Below are 15,411 nucleotides of genomic sequence, written 5' to 3' on the forward strand. Positions count from 1 at the left end.
GTAATTAATTTGCTTATAAATCAGTAATGTACGTATTCAACTAAAAAAAACCTTGCATTAAAAACAGGAGAAGCATATATTTGCACCACTTTAAAACAAACGCTTCGGCATTTAATTCAAAGTAGATTCCGTAGCTCAGCTGGTAGAGCATTACACTTTTAATGTAGTGGTCCTGGGTTCGAATCCCAGCGGGATCACGAAAAGCCTCACAGAAATGTGGGGCTTTTTTGTTTTAAACTTTTTTTGTCATTCGATAGCTATCAGGGTCGAGTTTTGAAATATCAATTATCAACAACACCTAATCATACAAGCAGAATACTCGAACTATACAGGGATTTAACAGGGAGCATATAGGGGTTTATCCGAGTTTGGTCCCTGTAAAGTCCCTGTTAACCCCCTATTAAGTCCCTGTTTATTATATGTAAAATGAAAAAAATTAAACCATCTAACTTAATTTAGAAATTATTTTTATTGTGAAATCTTTACCCAATCTACCTGCATTTGAAAAGGGAGATGACTATTGTTAATTGCCCCAGGCCAACCTAGTCCACCAGATTGATTTAAAATTAAATAAAATGGCTTATCATATGGCCACTGGGCACTTGTTGCATTAGCTGGTTTATTGTAGGTACTTTTAAGTACATCATTTACATAAAATTCTATTTTAGTCTCAGTCCAAATAATACTATATGTATTGTAATCACTAGTATTATAACTTGAAGCTGTAGTTACAGAACTTACCCCGCTAGCATTGGTAACGGCACCATTATGAACAGTTTGATGGATTACGTTTTCATTATTCACATGCTCCATAATGTCAATTTCACCACTGTTTGGCCAGCCGCCATAAGTGGAAGTTACTGGCATCATCCATATTGCGGGCCACGAGCCGGTACCTTGGGTAAATTTTGCCCTTACTTCAACTTTCCCATACAGAAATGAAAACTTTCCCATGGTTTCAATACCACCAGAATGGTAAGGAACCGCATCGCCAGCAATTACTTTATTATCCATTTTCAAAACTAAATTACTCCCATCCAATGATGCGTAATCAGATGAAGAAGTCAGATAGCTTGCCCATGCTGGGGTACTTCTAGAACAATAAGACCATTTAGTATTGTCAAAACCTCCAGTAGTATTAAAGTTATCCTCAAATATAAGCGTTCCAGCTTTTGGGTTTACAGTTATTGTTACCACAATTCGTCCTGTAGCCCCTTGGTTATCGGTTACCCGAAGCTCAAACAGGTAAGTACCTTGCACTAAATTGTTGATGCTTGTTTGTGCCTGTGCTGGCGTAGCAATCGTATACGTTGAAGGGCCAGAGATATATGTCCATAAGTAAGATGCAATTGTTCCGTCAGCATCTGTACCGCTACCAGTTAATATTACGGTATTTACGGGTAAGGTTATGGTTTGATCAGCTCCAGCATTAGCAAATGGCACTTTATTAGCAGGTGCTGCTGGGGTATCCCCTTTTTTAGAGCAAGACAATAAGCTAAAGGACAATATCGATAAAAATAAAACTGCTTTTAGTGAATTTTTTAAACTTATGATGTTTTTCATAAAAATATTTTTGTAGGGAAATACTTAAAAAAATCTGTTATGGTTAATTGATCTAATTGAAATAATCTTTAAAAAAAGAGCCGGCTTTAAGGCCAGCTCTTTAAACCACTACTATAATTAAAACTTACTATTATTAGGTTATAAACGGTTTGTAGTTTAGTTCCAACCTGGATTTTGTACTAGAACTTTACTTTTTTGCATTTCGCTAAAAGGAATTGGAAATAGGTATTGTTTTCGTTCAAAAACCCTTGTGGAAGATGGAATTATTGTTCGGGTATAAAATGTGTTGACATCACCATCCATATTCATCCCATAAAAGTCTCCACCTTGCTTGCTTCCTGGTGTTTCAGCAATCAGCCATCGTCTTACATCAAAAAAGCGTTGCCCTTCTGTAGCTAATTCAATACGACTTTCACGCTGAATAGCCGAGCGCTGTAAATCTTTATTTCCTGCAATGCTAGGGTTTAATACCTGCAAATTAGGAATACCAGCACGAGTTCTTACCAAGTTTACATATTTTAAAACATCAGGATTTGCTGGATCTACTTCATTCAACGCTTCGGCGTACAGTAGATAAAATTCTGCCAGCCTAAATATAATAGAGGGACGAGTTACACCCTGAACGCCTCCAGATGCATTAGAGACTGTTCTATTGTTTCTTTTATACAACAAGTATCCGTTTGGTGAAGTTTGAGCAGGTATACCTTTTTCATTAGGCGTACCCTTGTGGAAATAAGTTATTTTATTTGAAACATGCCACTTTCTGCCAGCAAAGAAAACTGTGTTATAAAAACGAGGTTCTCGGTTTATCCACATATTATAAACCTGTACACCATTATAATCGCTAAAACCAGTCTCACTATATAAAGGAGATTTAGTTAAAAATCCAGTATTATTGATTGGCAAACCATCCTTCATGTAAAAGTCATCCACCAGTTCCTGCAATACTCCAGTACTACCTAATCCCTGAGGTTCGCTTTTTGGCGTGATACGGGGATCTGCCCTATCACCGTACATACCACCCCAACCCGATTGGCCAAAGGCATCAATCCTAGCCCAAATAATTTCGTTATTATATGTTTGAAATAGCTTATAAACCGATTGATTAGGATCGTTAGATGGGTCAACATACAACTGGTAATTTCCTGCATTGGCATAATCAACAATCGCTTTTGTAGCTACAAGTGCTTTTTGCCATTTAGTTACATCAGCAACTGGAAATAATTTTTTACCTGTTTTATCTGTTAATGCAACGGCTTCTGTAAAACCTCCATTTAATAATGGGCTGGCTGCATACATCCAAAGTTTTGCTTTTACTGCTAAGGCAACACCTTTAGTTGGGTTGGCTTTAAAATTATCATCTGTAATAGGAGATTGCGGCAATAAAGGAATAACTTTATCCAACTCGTCATTAATGAACTTCACCACTTCATCCACAGAATTTCTTGGCAGATCTAGGTCTTCTGTAGTGCTATAACTTCTACTCACGATAGGAATGGGACCATATTCTTCAAACAATAAATAATGGTAATAGGCACGCATAAAAAGCACATTGGTTTTTAGTCTATCGAATTCAACTTGATCCAACTGGGCTGCATTAGTACCAGCATTTATTATCGGCTTTGCTTTTTCTAAGAAGATATTGGCCTGCCTAATCAATTGATATAGCATTGTCCATCTTTGGAATTTCATATTGCTGGAGTTACGGGGAGACGTTACATTATCCCCAGTAAAGGCCAAGCCATACCTAACATCTATTTCATCAGACATACAAGTCCAAGGGTTATTCAACCCATTTACTCCTCCTCCGTCATAGCTGGCTACAATAAATTTCGTATAATCAGGAACGCCCGACATCACATCAGCATACCATCTTTTAGCATAGTCTGGGTTATCAAAAACCTGATCTACAGAAGTAAGACCCCCTGCTAATTCATCAGAAACATTCAAATATTTTTTACATGAGCTAAGACATACCAAAAGGCATAAGACCAGCATTATTTTATTTGTATTAAATTTCATCTTTAAAATTTTTTATATCATTTAATGGATAATTAAAAGGAAGTTTCTATACCAAAGGTAAAGGTGCGGGCGCTGGGATATGAATTACCTGCGGTACCATTTCCTGTTTCAGGGTCCCAAAACTTTATGCTGTCCCAAAGAGCTAAATTATTGCCCATCATGTAAATCCTAGCAGTTTTCAAATTCACTTTATTTAGGATTTTTGCAGGTATATTATAACCAAATTCTGCATTTTTCAGACGTAAAAAGTCTCCGTTTCTTAACCACCAAGTACTGGCAACGGTATTGTTCGCATTGTTACCCGTTGCATGCAATCGCGGAATTAATGGATTGACCTGTGACTGTGGATCATTTTCTGTCCATCTGTTTAAGGCAAAGCTTCTATAGTTCGATTGATCATAATTGAACGCAAAGGGAAAAAAACCTTCTGGTGAATTGCCTCCAAGAATGACAGAGGTTTTAGCTACCCCCTGGAAGAAAACGCTGGCATAAAATCCTTTGTACTGAACGTTTAAACCAAATCCGTATACAATCTCTGGATTGTATGGATTACCAACGCCTCTTTTTCTATCAAACTGATCAATTTTACCATCTCCGTTGAGATCGACATATTTGATATCGCCAGGACCTATTAACCCACCTAAAGAAGGCACTGGTAATCCTGCTTTTAGCTTGTACGATTTCGTGCCATTTACATTTTGGGTTACATTAAAATCTGCATCAGTATATAGTCGGTCGGCTATGTAAAGAGTGTTTTCATTAACCCTGGTTCCAGTAATTGCCTGGTAGGCATACGTAGGTTTTAACTCATCATATTCAGTAATCTTATTGGTGGAATAGGTGAATGTGCTGCGGAAGCCCAGCGTTAAATCTCTGCCAAAGGATTGGTTGCCATCCAGGCTACCATCAAATCCCCATGACTTTACACGCCCATAATTTTGCCATGGCGCTGAGCGGAAACCTACAGCACCAGGAACTGTATTTCTTTGCAATAAAATACCACTTCTTTCATTTTTAAAATAATCGCCTACAAACTGAATTTTATCTTTCAAAAATCCAAGGTTCACACCATAGTTTTGTTTGTTTTCAATTTCCCATGATAAATAAGGTGCTTCAAATTGTCCTTCTATAATGCCCCCTGCATAACCATTTGATGGCCCCCCAGTGGTAATACCCTGGTTAAAAGTGGGTGCGGCAAAGTTAAAAGTGGGTCTATACAAAAATCTGGCACCACCTGTATTATCATTACCAGTGCGACCTACAGAAGCTCTCAATTTAACGGTGGAAAGAATATTTTTTAAATTTTCAGGATAAAAAGATTCATTGGATACCATATAAGCTACACCTACAGCTGGGAAAAAACCAAATCTGTAACCATCCGCAAAGGCTTCACTACCAGTGTATCCAAAACTACCTTCTATAAAATACTTGTTATCGAATGAATAGGTAGCTCTACCCACTAATCCCTGCTTTCTAAAGGCCAAGGGGGTATCATGATTTTGCTGTTCTTTTTGCATATACAAAATCATAGCGCCCAATGCGTGTTTATGAAAGGTTCTATTGTAATTTAATGAGTTTTCAATATATACTTTCTTTTGTGCGCTATTAGTTGGTATCGGATTACTCAGATCAGGGCTACCTGCAAAAGTTGTGGTAAAAATAAGCTTACCGTTAGCATCTCTTCCAGTTGCAAAATAGCGACTTGGATTGTAAGTTCTATTGGAACTGAAAAATCCGTCGTAGTCATAACTTACTGTTGCTTTGTATGAAAGACCACTAGTGATAAAATCTAATTTTTGATCGAGCCTAACCGCCGATTGAATACTACTTCTCCACTCTTTGGTATAGCCAGAGTTTGCAAGCAGATTATATGGATTTCTTTTATTAGCATCCGACTCAATGCTGTAGGTAGCTAATGTGCCATTACTATATACCGCTGGAAAAAGGTAACTTGGTGTAATTACCATTTGCCTGAAAATATTAGCTGTTCCTACACCAGGGTAATTTGTTAATAAGTATTGTCCAGCCACATCAACACTAACCGTAGTTGTTTTTGAAACTTCGAGATCAATATTGCTACGTAGGTTATATCTTTCTACACCAATATTATTATTGTACTTATTAGCTTGGTCTTCCTTAAAAGCACCGTTTTCGGTATAATAAGCTCCAGAAACAAAATATTTAGCCTTTTCTGAGCCACCTCTTACGTTTAAAGTAAGCCTATCATTGTGGGTATTGTCTCGCAGCATTGTTTTAATCCAGTCTGTGTTGGGATATAGATCAGGATCTGCATTGCTTCTGTATTTATCAATTAGTGCATCACTAAACATGTTTACCTGCCCATCATTATGTAAAGCTTCGTTGTATAATGTCAAATAATCAGCGGATGAAACAAATTGTGGCAATCGCATTGGTGTACCAATACTATGTTCTCCTCTAAAAGAGATGACTGGTTTTTTGTTGGAACCTCTTTTTGAAGTAATAATTACCACACCATTCGCTCCCTCTGCACCATAAACCGCTGTAGCAGAAGCATCTTTCAGTACAGAAAAAGTTTCAATCTCATCTGGTTCAATATCGGCTATATTTCTGGGTACACCATCCACCAATACTAAAGGAGAAGTTCCTCCTTTAAAAGTGCTTATACCTCGAATCCAAAACTCGGCATTATCATATCCGGGTTCTCCGGAACGCTGAACTGCTATTAAGCCCGAAACTTGTCCAGCAAGACTAGTAGTTAAATTCCGTGTTGGAAATTTTAGGGCTTCTCCTTTTACACTAGATATTGCACCTACAACACTTTCTTTTTTCTGCTTGCCATAACCTACAATAACAACATCATTCAAATCGGATACTTGTGGAGCCAATTTAATTGACATTGGAGATTTTGCATCGGCTTTAATTTCCTTGTTAATATAACCTACATAAGAAATGACCAAGGTTTCGCCATCCTCAACTCCTTTTAAGGTAAACTCGCCCTCAGTGTTAGTTGAAGTTTTATGACTTCCATCTTTTGTCACTATGTTTGCACCTGGAATAGGTTTGTCGTTTTCATCTAGCACCTTACCAGTAATATCAACTTTAGTAGTTTTTTGAGTTTTCAAATTAATTACATCAGCTGCTTTTCTTTTTTGAACAACAATTGTTTTAGCTTCAATTGCATAAGTTAAAGGTTGGTTCTTAAAAACTTGGTTAAGGGTTTCTTCTAAACTTGCTTGATTTACATCAATAACAACAGGTTTAGCATTTGTCATTTCTTTTGAAATAAAAAATACCGTGTAACCGCTTTGTTTACCAATGCTTTTTAAAACCTTCTCTAAAGAAGTGCCTTTCTCCGACAAAGTAATTTTGTTTTGTGCAAATCCAGATGCACTTACTTGCATGATAGCTGCGATTAGAAGCACAATTGTAAGTTTCATAATTTGGAGCGTTTTCTTCAACGCATAGGATTCCCTATACGAATTAATAATGTAAAATTTCATACATTTGATTGTTTGGTTAATGAAATACTCTAGTACTAGCGTACATAAGAATACTTCGGGTTAAGTTGATTTGCTATTCTTCTTGATATGATCCAGACTTCATGAATCGGAGACGCTTCAACGTCTCTGATTTTTTTGGATCTAACTTAATTTTTGTTAGAGTGTAACGATAAGCCTCCTTCCTTCTATTTTAAATTTAAATGATCCTGCTTTTTCTAATATTCTAAGTGTTTGTTCTAAAGTATATGTTCTAGGAAGTGAGCCTTCAAAATAAACATCCTTATTACTGTTGACTTTATACTCTACTTCAATATTATACCAACGAGAAATTTTTCGCATAGACGATCCCATTTCTTCGTGATTAAATAAAAACAAACCGTTTTTCCAGGCTATCATTTCATCAACATCTACAGTTTTAACCGCTATTTCTTGCCCTTTTAAAATAGATTGTTGACCAGGTTTTAATATTGTAAAATGAGCTGATTGATTTCCATGTACTTTTACAGAACCCTCTAACAATGTTGTTCTTACATCATTTTCATCATTATAAGCATTTACATTAAAATGGGTTCCTAGAACTTGTATCTCTTGCTTATCAGTTAGTACTTTAAATGGTTTAGTTTTATCTTTTGCTACTTCAAAATAACCTTCACCAGTTAATTCAACTTTGCGTTCGTTACCAATAAAATGCGTTGGGTATTTTAAAGAAGAGGCTGCATTTATCCAAACTTTGGTTCCATCGGGTAAATCAACTCGGTATTGTCCACCTTTTGGGGTTTCTATCGTATTATAAGCTACACTAGATTCTTGCGCTGCAGTTTCTTTTTCTAAAACTGTATAAACTAACTGACCATCTGCAGTTTTAACAATAGATAAACCTGCTTGCTTTGCAATCTCACCATTTGCAGCATTTGTAAGGGTTATTTTCTTTCCATTTGCAAGTGTTAAAACAGCATTATTACCGCCAGGTTGTATTTCTTTAGCAATTTGAGCTTTATGTAGTAAAATTTGGTTTTGTTTTTGATAATAATAAATGCCTGAACCAGTCACAACCAATATAACAGCAGCGGCAACTACACGATACCAAACATTCAGCTTTTTTACAATTGGAAGTCGTTCTTTTTCAATTTGTTGCTTAATATTTTTTAATAATTCACTTTCTATTGTGGCTTTTAAACTTAAAGTAGATTTATTCCAAAAAGATTGTTTCCCTTCTAAATGATTATAATATGTATTGTATAAGCGCACTTCCTCATCGGTTGCGATACCAATGCTTATTTTTTCTGCTAATTTTAAAAACTCTTCTCTTTCCATTTTCAGGCTATATAACTAAAGGCACTTTAAAAGGGCTTACCCCCCAAAAGAAATTTAAAAAAATTGATAATAGTTTTAGGAAATGAATTTTAAATAAAGAATATCATTAAAATTGATGCTTTACTCAACTTTTTCCGCAGTTTATTTAAAGCTAAAGTAATCTGATTTTCGATGGTTTTTTCTGAGATACCTAATTTAATAGCAATCTCTTTATGACTTAAATTCTCAAAACGGCTTAATTGAAATACTTCTTTGCATCGAGGAGATAAATCATTAGTAAACTCATTAATGAATTTGATAAGTTCATTAACTTCTATAGAGGTGTCGTTAAAAACAGCGCCAATATTTGCAGCCTTAACCCGTGTGTAAAATGATTCTTTCACTTTCCCATTACGGATATAGTTTGCAACTTTATATTTTACAGCAACATATAAATAACCTTGAATGGTTTTAGTATTTATTTGTTCTCTATGGTTCCAAAACCAAACAAAAATTTCTTGTAATATGTCCTTAGCAGCATCCTGATCACCCAAAACTCGACAAGCTGAATCATATAGATATGCCCAGTTTCTTTTATAAATTTCATTAAATGCAGCTTCATCCCCTGATTTTAATAAATCAAGCAATTTATCGTCAGAAAATGTATTATAAGATTGCATTAATTTTACTTAAAAAGAGTAAGCCCTACGGCCTACAACATTATATTAATATACCTTATTGGTTTATATTTAGGTTATAAAAATATGTATTAAGTATGACATATACAAATTTAATGCTTTAGACTACAAGCAATTAGTTATACAAACAATTTTTTAAGATAAGTATAACTGATAAATTCTGAAGCCTTACTTATTTTTATCGACTACGTTCGAATCCCAGCGGGATCACGAAAAGCCTTACAGAAATGTAAGGCTTTTTTGTTTAAGGTATTTTGTAATCCTCCTTTTAGTATTGGCTGCTGATGACATTCACCAACTATTTTTTCTATTGAATTTTAAGCAACGCTTAGAAATAACAGAAATTTAACTGTTTCTCCTTTATGGTATAAAAATTCCAGCTGAGCGAAATTTCGTGTGTTGAACCAGCATAACCTGCCAAATTGCTCATACTAAAATCGTACGAATAGCCCAATCTTAAACGTTCACTAATAAATATTTCGGTCATGCCGATAATGGCGTTGTTGTTACTAATATTGCCTTGCAAAGCGGGCTTATCATAAAGTTTGATACCTGTTCTGTAACCTGCACCCAGCCAAACCTTCTGCTTAAACAGAAAAAAAGCATTTACATCTAATACTGTTGGCCCTTTTAGATCATCTTTAATTAAAAAGAAAGGCTTAAAATCTATCACATATTCTTCTATTGGAATTAATAAACCACCCGTTAAATAATAATGAGGTCTTGGCGTTGGAAAGTTATAATCTAAAGATCTTTTGTCCAATATATATTTACTTATCAAATTGTTGACTGATGCACCAACGTACATTTTGGGCGTAGAGAAAAACACGCCCGCATGCATGTCTGGAAGTATTTGTTTTACCGTACCACTTGGAATATTAGTATCGTCCAAATCTCTAGGGTTTAACATATCGCCGTTTAAGCCCGATTGCATCACACCAACGCCTAGACCAAAGGCCAACTTCGAAGTCCCCTCTTCGTTAATTGGAAAGCGATAAGCATAGTTGGCAAATGCCGATATGTTTTTCTGTGCACCTAACTGTTCTGCGCTCATTACCAACGATAATCCAACACGTTCGTTGGGCATTATGGCATCTGCGGCCAAAGAAAAACTTTTTGGTGCGCCTTCAATACCAGTCCATTGGTTTCTGTAGGTCGCATTTATATTTACACGTTCTCGATATCCGGCATAAGCCGGGTTGATATAAATGCCATTAAAAATATATTGGCTATACTGTGCATCCTGTTGGGCAAAACATGGAGCCGCCACACACAACAATAAAATAAACTTAGTTAATTTCCACATGTCAATCTTTTATCAATGTAATCCAACCTGTAGTGCTTCTTTCACTTCCATTTTTTTCTTTGATCTTCAATACGTAGTAATAAGTACCCTCATTAAGACCATTTCCATTCCAGTCGTTTTTGTAAGAGCCATTGCTCCTATATACTTCATTGCCCCACCTGTTAAAAATATATAGGATATTATTTGGATGAAGTTCCAGCCCGTCTATCCTAAAAACATCATTTTTGCCATCACCATTTGGCGTAATTACATTAGGCACTATCACCTCGCCAATAATTTCCTTGATATCTGTAGATGCGTTATTAGCCAAATTTGGATCTGGCTCAATTGCCGTTACATTGGCGGTATTCACTACCTTACCTGCTTTAATTGCAGTAGTTTTTAGCGACAAGATCAATTTTTGCTTATTTGCCAAGGCAGGAATTTTCCAAGTAATGACATTGTCTACCACCGTAACATTTCCAATCGGTTCACAGGTAAGGGCAATGTATTTTAAGTTGCTTGGTAATTTATCAATCACCACTACTCCTGTTGCATCGGTATTTCCATTGTTCTGTACCGAAATTTGATATTCAAAGGCTTCGCCTGGCCCCACATATCGCTTTTCAGAAATTTTGCGAACCTCTAGGTCTGCATATTCAATTATTAATAAAAAACCATCCGACAGATCAGACTTACATCCTTCAGTACTTATGGAAACCACTTGGTACAACCCCGCCACACTTGCGGTGTATACTGCTCCGGTAGCATTGGCTATAGGCTTCCCATCTCGATACCATTGGAACGAGTAAAGCCCAGCTTGATCTCTTACTGCAAATTTGACCGAAGAACCTAAACGGATCCTAACAACAGTAGGATTTGTTTGTGCAAATGTCCAATTGGCCAGCAGAAAGAAGAACGCCAGTAATATGTACCGTTTTACGTTCAACCTAGTGGTTTATATAAATCAATGTTATTGGACAATAATTGTAGGTTTAGCAGGTTTTGGTGTTACGGTTACCGTTTGTGTTGCAGTAGCTGAAACTATACATCCATTATTATCACCCGATTTTAGCACACCACTTGTATTTGCCGCTGCTATTACGTATTTTACCGTTGCGCTAAACACATAACTACCTGCACCAGTTGTAGTAAGCGTAAATAGGTTTACGGCTGTTGATGAGGCATTATCTGAACCTATACTAGTAAGTGGGCTCACAGGACTTCCATTTTTTGTGGCCGTCCAAACGTACGCGTACTCTATACCATCTGGCAATGCTTGTCCAGGTGTAGTGGTAGCAGTGATTACAGAATTTAAAGTGGCATTGTCCCCACAATAGGAAGCGTTATTTGCAGTTAAAGCAAGTGTTTTATCTGGCAGTTGGTAAACTTGAAAAGGATCTGACATATCTCCCCAACATCCAGCAACAGACTCTATTCTACTGGTATAATTATGCACACCCGGGGTAAGATTATTTGGTGTAACGTAATTGGTTGAATTGGCTGTTGTTCCGTCATAAGTTCTAACAGATCCAGTTATCTCTGTACCTTCCAAATACCAATGGACCTTATCTCCACTTACAAGGCCAATCTCTTCTGGGGTATGCAGAGTCGCTGTTCCGCCACTGCATAAATAAACTGGGTAGTAAGTTTGTGCCTTACTTTTTGAAACTACACTCAAAATGAGGATAAATACTGCTAATGATGCTTTGATAATTGTTGTTTTCATTGTTTTTGGTGAATTTTATTAATTGTTTTTTAATTGAATACTTGCTTTTACGGGTTTGGTAGACCTAATGATCACGTTGGTTTGTGTTCTTTTGGTATTTAATGTTTTGATATAGAATAGTTGTATACCTGAAGAAGATAGGCTGCCACTTATGGTTCGATTTCCTGTAGCATCTTGTAAAATTAGCGCTGTCGGAGGTGTTAAATTTTCAAACTGTATACCATCTGGAGATAATGGATAGCTAATGGGAGTAATATTACTTCCTTGGCAGATATCCTGTCCATTAACCGTATTATATTTAATGTTGTTGCACAAGCCAACGCCAGATGTAGCTCCATTTAAACACTCCTCATCTGCATTTACAGGACCTAAAGCATTATTGCCAGTAGCATCTGGATCGGTTAAATCAGCGGGTCTTAATATGCTCGCTTTAGTGTTGCTAAATACTTGAGTATAACTTCCTGTAAAGGTTGCAGTAATGACGATGTCGATTGTACCTTGGTTGGGCAAATCAAGCGAAGCTGTATAACTCTGTGCACCAGTAATGCCATTACTGACATTTACACCTATGCTTTGGTTTGTTGGTGTTACCGAGCTAATGGTTAATCCAGCAGGCAGTGAAATAGCTAAACGTGATCCATTTGCCGCCGAAGGGCCATCATTTTGTACCTTAACTGTATATGTAATCGTACGGTCTGAAAAGTACTTGGATAGATCTGGACTTATCGATTCAATTTTTAAATCTGCCTTTAGAATTTCGATGTTGACTAACTGTGTTGTTTTACCGCTTTCGATGTAAGTCCAAGTGTCCATCGAACGATTATCGCCAAATTGATTATTTGTAGAATAAGCGCCAAACTTGTGCCCATTGCTATTGCTATGTTCCCCTATTAAATTGGTTACAGGATTAGAACTGTTTCTAGCAGGATTACCTGCACCGCTAATACTAACATCATCCCAGTAAACAATGTCGCTATATTCTGATGGATTAGTGTTCGAAGGATTTACGGTATAACTGGGATTATTCTCTATCAGTTCGATAATAATCCCCTTTGGATTAATCTCCATATCTATATAGGGAAAATGCACTTCTGCCGACCTTAAGAAAGTCTGTACCAATGGCGAAATTGGACCTGGTGGCACTAAATTTCCATTGGCATCTTTAACATCCCAAAATATTTCGTTATTGCCAGGAACTGCTGAACCGTTAATAACACGATCGGCACCGTTGGACATAGGGATTGTAATTTGATAACTACCTGATGAAGAAGCTGTAAAAGTAATTTTCGCTCCTTTATAGCTAATTTTACCTTTCGTACCTTCAACACCAGTAAATTTCAAATTTGTGATGATAGGCAAGACAGCGTTTTTCTTTAGCCAAGTAGTTTGGTCTGCCGCATTGATAAACGCAGCGGATGTTGTCGGAAGGTCTGTATTTGGCGTGTTATAGAAAATCTTATGTGTTTTATTTAAAGCATCATCAGGCGTTCTTGGATCATGAAGACCTGCAAGATCTAAGGTTGAAGTCCCGTTTAAACTTTTGTAAGTGGCTACTCCGTTTACAGCAAAGCCATTGTTATTAGAAAAAAAAGTAAAGGCATGACCATTGTTTCCATTGGTTTTTATACGGTATGCTCTTCCATCTTCGGTAAGGACATAATTGGTTACATAAAAACCCTTCGCGGGATTTGTGAAGCTATCATTAATCCCAAGGTTTAAAACGTTGGCGTAAACACGACCACTTAGCCATGCCGTGTTTGCGGTATTTCTTACCGAAACATCCCAAGCTGCTATATAATTTGCAGTATTGCCTGTTGCTTGAGTCCAGTTCGCATCTGCTGAAATATCTGGAGGAGTGATGTCACCGCTGTTATTATTTCCTACCGGCGCCTGAAATTCTACTCTCCAAATACCTTCATTTGCCGCTGTAACACCAATACTTACGGGCGTATAACCCACACCTGGCCCCAACAATTCAGCTGCCCTGTTTGGGATAAGACCTACACCACCGCCCCCATTATAGGTATTAATTGCTCCACTAGGCGACGTAACAATAATTCGCCCATTATTTACGCCAATTGCACTTGACGCTACCGCAATTGTTTCACCTGCTTTTGCATAAACGAAATGAGTGCCTTTGGTTTTAAAAGGAAAGCGGTCTGTATAATTATTATTATCTACGTTCGCATATAAAAAAGCCCTATTACCTGTTGCTCCAGATGGATACAAATCTTTACTACCTTCTGCAAAAGTATTTTTGGTAAAAAAAGAAAGTATAATAAAGGCTAGGCAACACAGCGAAAGCCGCGAAGTTAATAATGATCTCTTCAATAAATTTAGAACCCTAACGCAAAACATATTTCAAAAAGAGTATGCATTGCAAGAGCGTGATTGTACTAAACCAAACATAAAATAGGTAGATATGCGTGTATTATTTTCTTGCTACTAAAATAGGAACAATATTTGTATAGGGAAATACGTTCTACAATTTGTGGAAAAATATTTTAATGACAGTAATAATTGTAGAGAATATTGCCCAATATTCTACTATAACATTTTTAAGATCTGTCTTTCAGCTAGTTATTAGCTACTGAAAATTGAACACATCCCAAACACTTATCAAGCGCATAAATCTTTTCATCATACAAGCAGAATACTCGAACTATACAGGGATTTAACAGGGAGCATAAAGGGGTTTATCCGAGTTTGGTCCCTGTCAACCCCCTGTTAAGTCCCTGTTTATTATAAACATTTTATAACCTATTTAAGAGTTGTTCGCATTTTTTTACAGCTGCCCTCAAGTATTAGATATTTTTAGATAAGATATTTTTAAAAGGCAAACACGAAGCCCTGAAATGCTTATATTTTTTGCTCGCCTACTCCGTAGCTGTTAGCTGTGATTTTAACTAAAAGAAAAATATTTTGAAAAATATTTGCGAAACCGAAAAGTTGCATATATATTTGCAACCGATTAGTTTCTTAATTTAATTTTTAAACAAATGAGGCGAGACATATTTCAAGCTATTGCAGACCCGACAAGACGTGGTATTGTCGCTTTAATTGCATTACAGGCAATGACACCTAATGCCATTGCCGAAAACTTTAACACGACACGACAAGCAGTATCAAAGCATTTACGCATTCTGACTGAATGTGAACTTGTAAAACAAGAATATCAGGGTAGAGAAATTTACTACTCTCTTGAAATTGAAAAAATGAAAGAAATAGACAAATGGTTAGACCAATACCGGAAGATTTGGGAAAACCGATTTAATCAACTAGACCAAGTATTATCAACACTAAAAAAACAGACCACGAAGTAGCGTTGATACCAATAAA

Annotated in this window: 10 protein-coding genes and 1 tRNA gene; 2 read left to right on the forward strand and 9 right to left on the reverse strand. The window is 36.6% G+C overall.

All coding sequences use genetic code 11. The features are described from left to right. Positions 1–124 precede the first annotated feature (124 nt). Positions 125–197 (forward strand) — tRNA-Lys (locus tag GM921_RS05140). Between the two features lie 271 nt (positions 198–468). On the opposite strand, the gene GM921_RS05145 is transcribed toward GM921_RS05140, so the two are convergent. The 9 genes from GM921_RS05145 to GM921_RS05185 all read right to left on the reverse strand — a co-directional run bounded on the left by GM921_RS05145 (position 469) and on the right by GM921_RS05185 (position 14,403). Next, positions 469–1,563 (reverse strand): glycoside hydrolase family 16 protein, encoded by a 1,095-nt coding sequence (locus GM921_RS05145; RefSeq protein ID WP_182921529.1) that lies wholly within the window; start codon positions 1,561–1,563, stop codon positions 469–471. 156 nt (positions 1,564–1,719) lie between these two features. Next, positions 1,720–3,585, reverse strand: coding sequence for a RagB/SusD family nutrient uptake outer membrane protein (locus GM921_RS05150; RefSeq protein ID WP_182921530.1), 1,866 nt, complete (start codon positions 3,583–3,585; stop codon positions 1,720–1,722). A 32-nt stretch (positions 3,586–3,617) separates the two neighbouring features. After that, positions 3,618–7,004 (reverse strand): TonB-dependent receptor, encoded by a 3,387-nt coding sequence (locus GM921_RS05155; protein WP_235969779.1) that lies wholly within the window; start codon positions 7,002–7,004, stop codon positions 3,618–3,620. A 219-nt stretch (positions 7,005–7,223) separates the two neighbouring features. Continuing rightward, positions 7,224–8,381: a FecR family protein gene (locus GM921_RS05160; RefSeq protein ID WP_182921532.1), complete on the reverse strand. Its 1,158-nt coding sequence runs from the start codon at positions 8,379–8,381 to the stop codon at positions 7,224–7,226. Between the two features lie 89 nt (positions 8,382–8,470). After that, on the reverse strand, positions 8,471–9,040 hold the full coding sequence (locus tag GM921_RS05165; protein ID WP_182921533.1) for an RNA polymerase sigma-70 factor: 570 nt from the start codon (positions 9,038–9,040) through the stop codon (positions 8,471–8,473). 346 nt (positions 9,041–9,386) lie between these two features. After that, positions 9,387–10,364: a PorP/SprF family type IX secretion system membrane protein gene (locus tag GM921_RS05170; RefSeq protein ID WP_182921534.1), complete on the reverse strand. Its 978-nt coding sequence runs from the start codon at positions 10,362–10,364 to the stop codon at positions 9,387–9,389. A 1-nt stretch (position 10,365) separates the two neighbouring features. After that, complete coding sequence (locus GM921_RS05175; protein WP_182921535.1) at positions 10,366–11,292, reverse strand: T9SS type B sorting domain-containing protein; 927 nt, start codon at positions 11,290–11,292, stop codon at positions 10,366–10,368. Positions 11,293–11,316: 24 nt separating this feature from the next. Beyond that, complete coding sequence (locus GM921_RS05180; protein ID WP_182921536.1) at positions 11,317–12,072, reverse strand: hypothetical protein; 756 nt, start codon at positions 12,070–12,072, stop codon at positions 11,317–11,319. 18 nt (positions 12,073–12,090) lie between these two features. Continuing rightward, positions 12,091–14,403, reverse strand: a complete 2,313-nt coding sequence (locus GM921_RS05185; RefSeq protein WP_182921537.1) for a DUF11 domain-containing protein — start codon at positions 14,401–14,403, stop codon at positions 12,091–12,093. 668 nt (positions 14,404–15,071) lie between these two features. Here GM921_RS05185 and GM921_RS05190 point away from each other — a divergent pair. Continuing rightward, on the forward strand, positions 15,072–15,395 hold the full coding sequence (locus tag GM921_RS05190) for an ArsR/SmtB family transcription factor (RefSeq protein WP_182921538.1): 324 nt from the start codon (positions 15,072–15,074) through the stop codon (positions 15,393–15,395). Positions 15,396–15,411: the final 16 nt, after the last annotated feature.

Source organism: Pedobacter planticolens (assembly GCF_014172375.1).
GTDB classification, from domain to species: Bacteria; Bacteroidota; Bacteroidia; order Sphingobacteriales; family Sphingobacteriaceae; genus Pedobacter; species Pedobacter planticolens.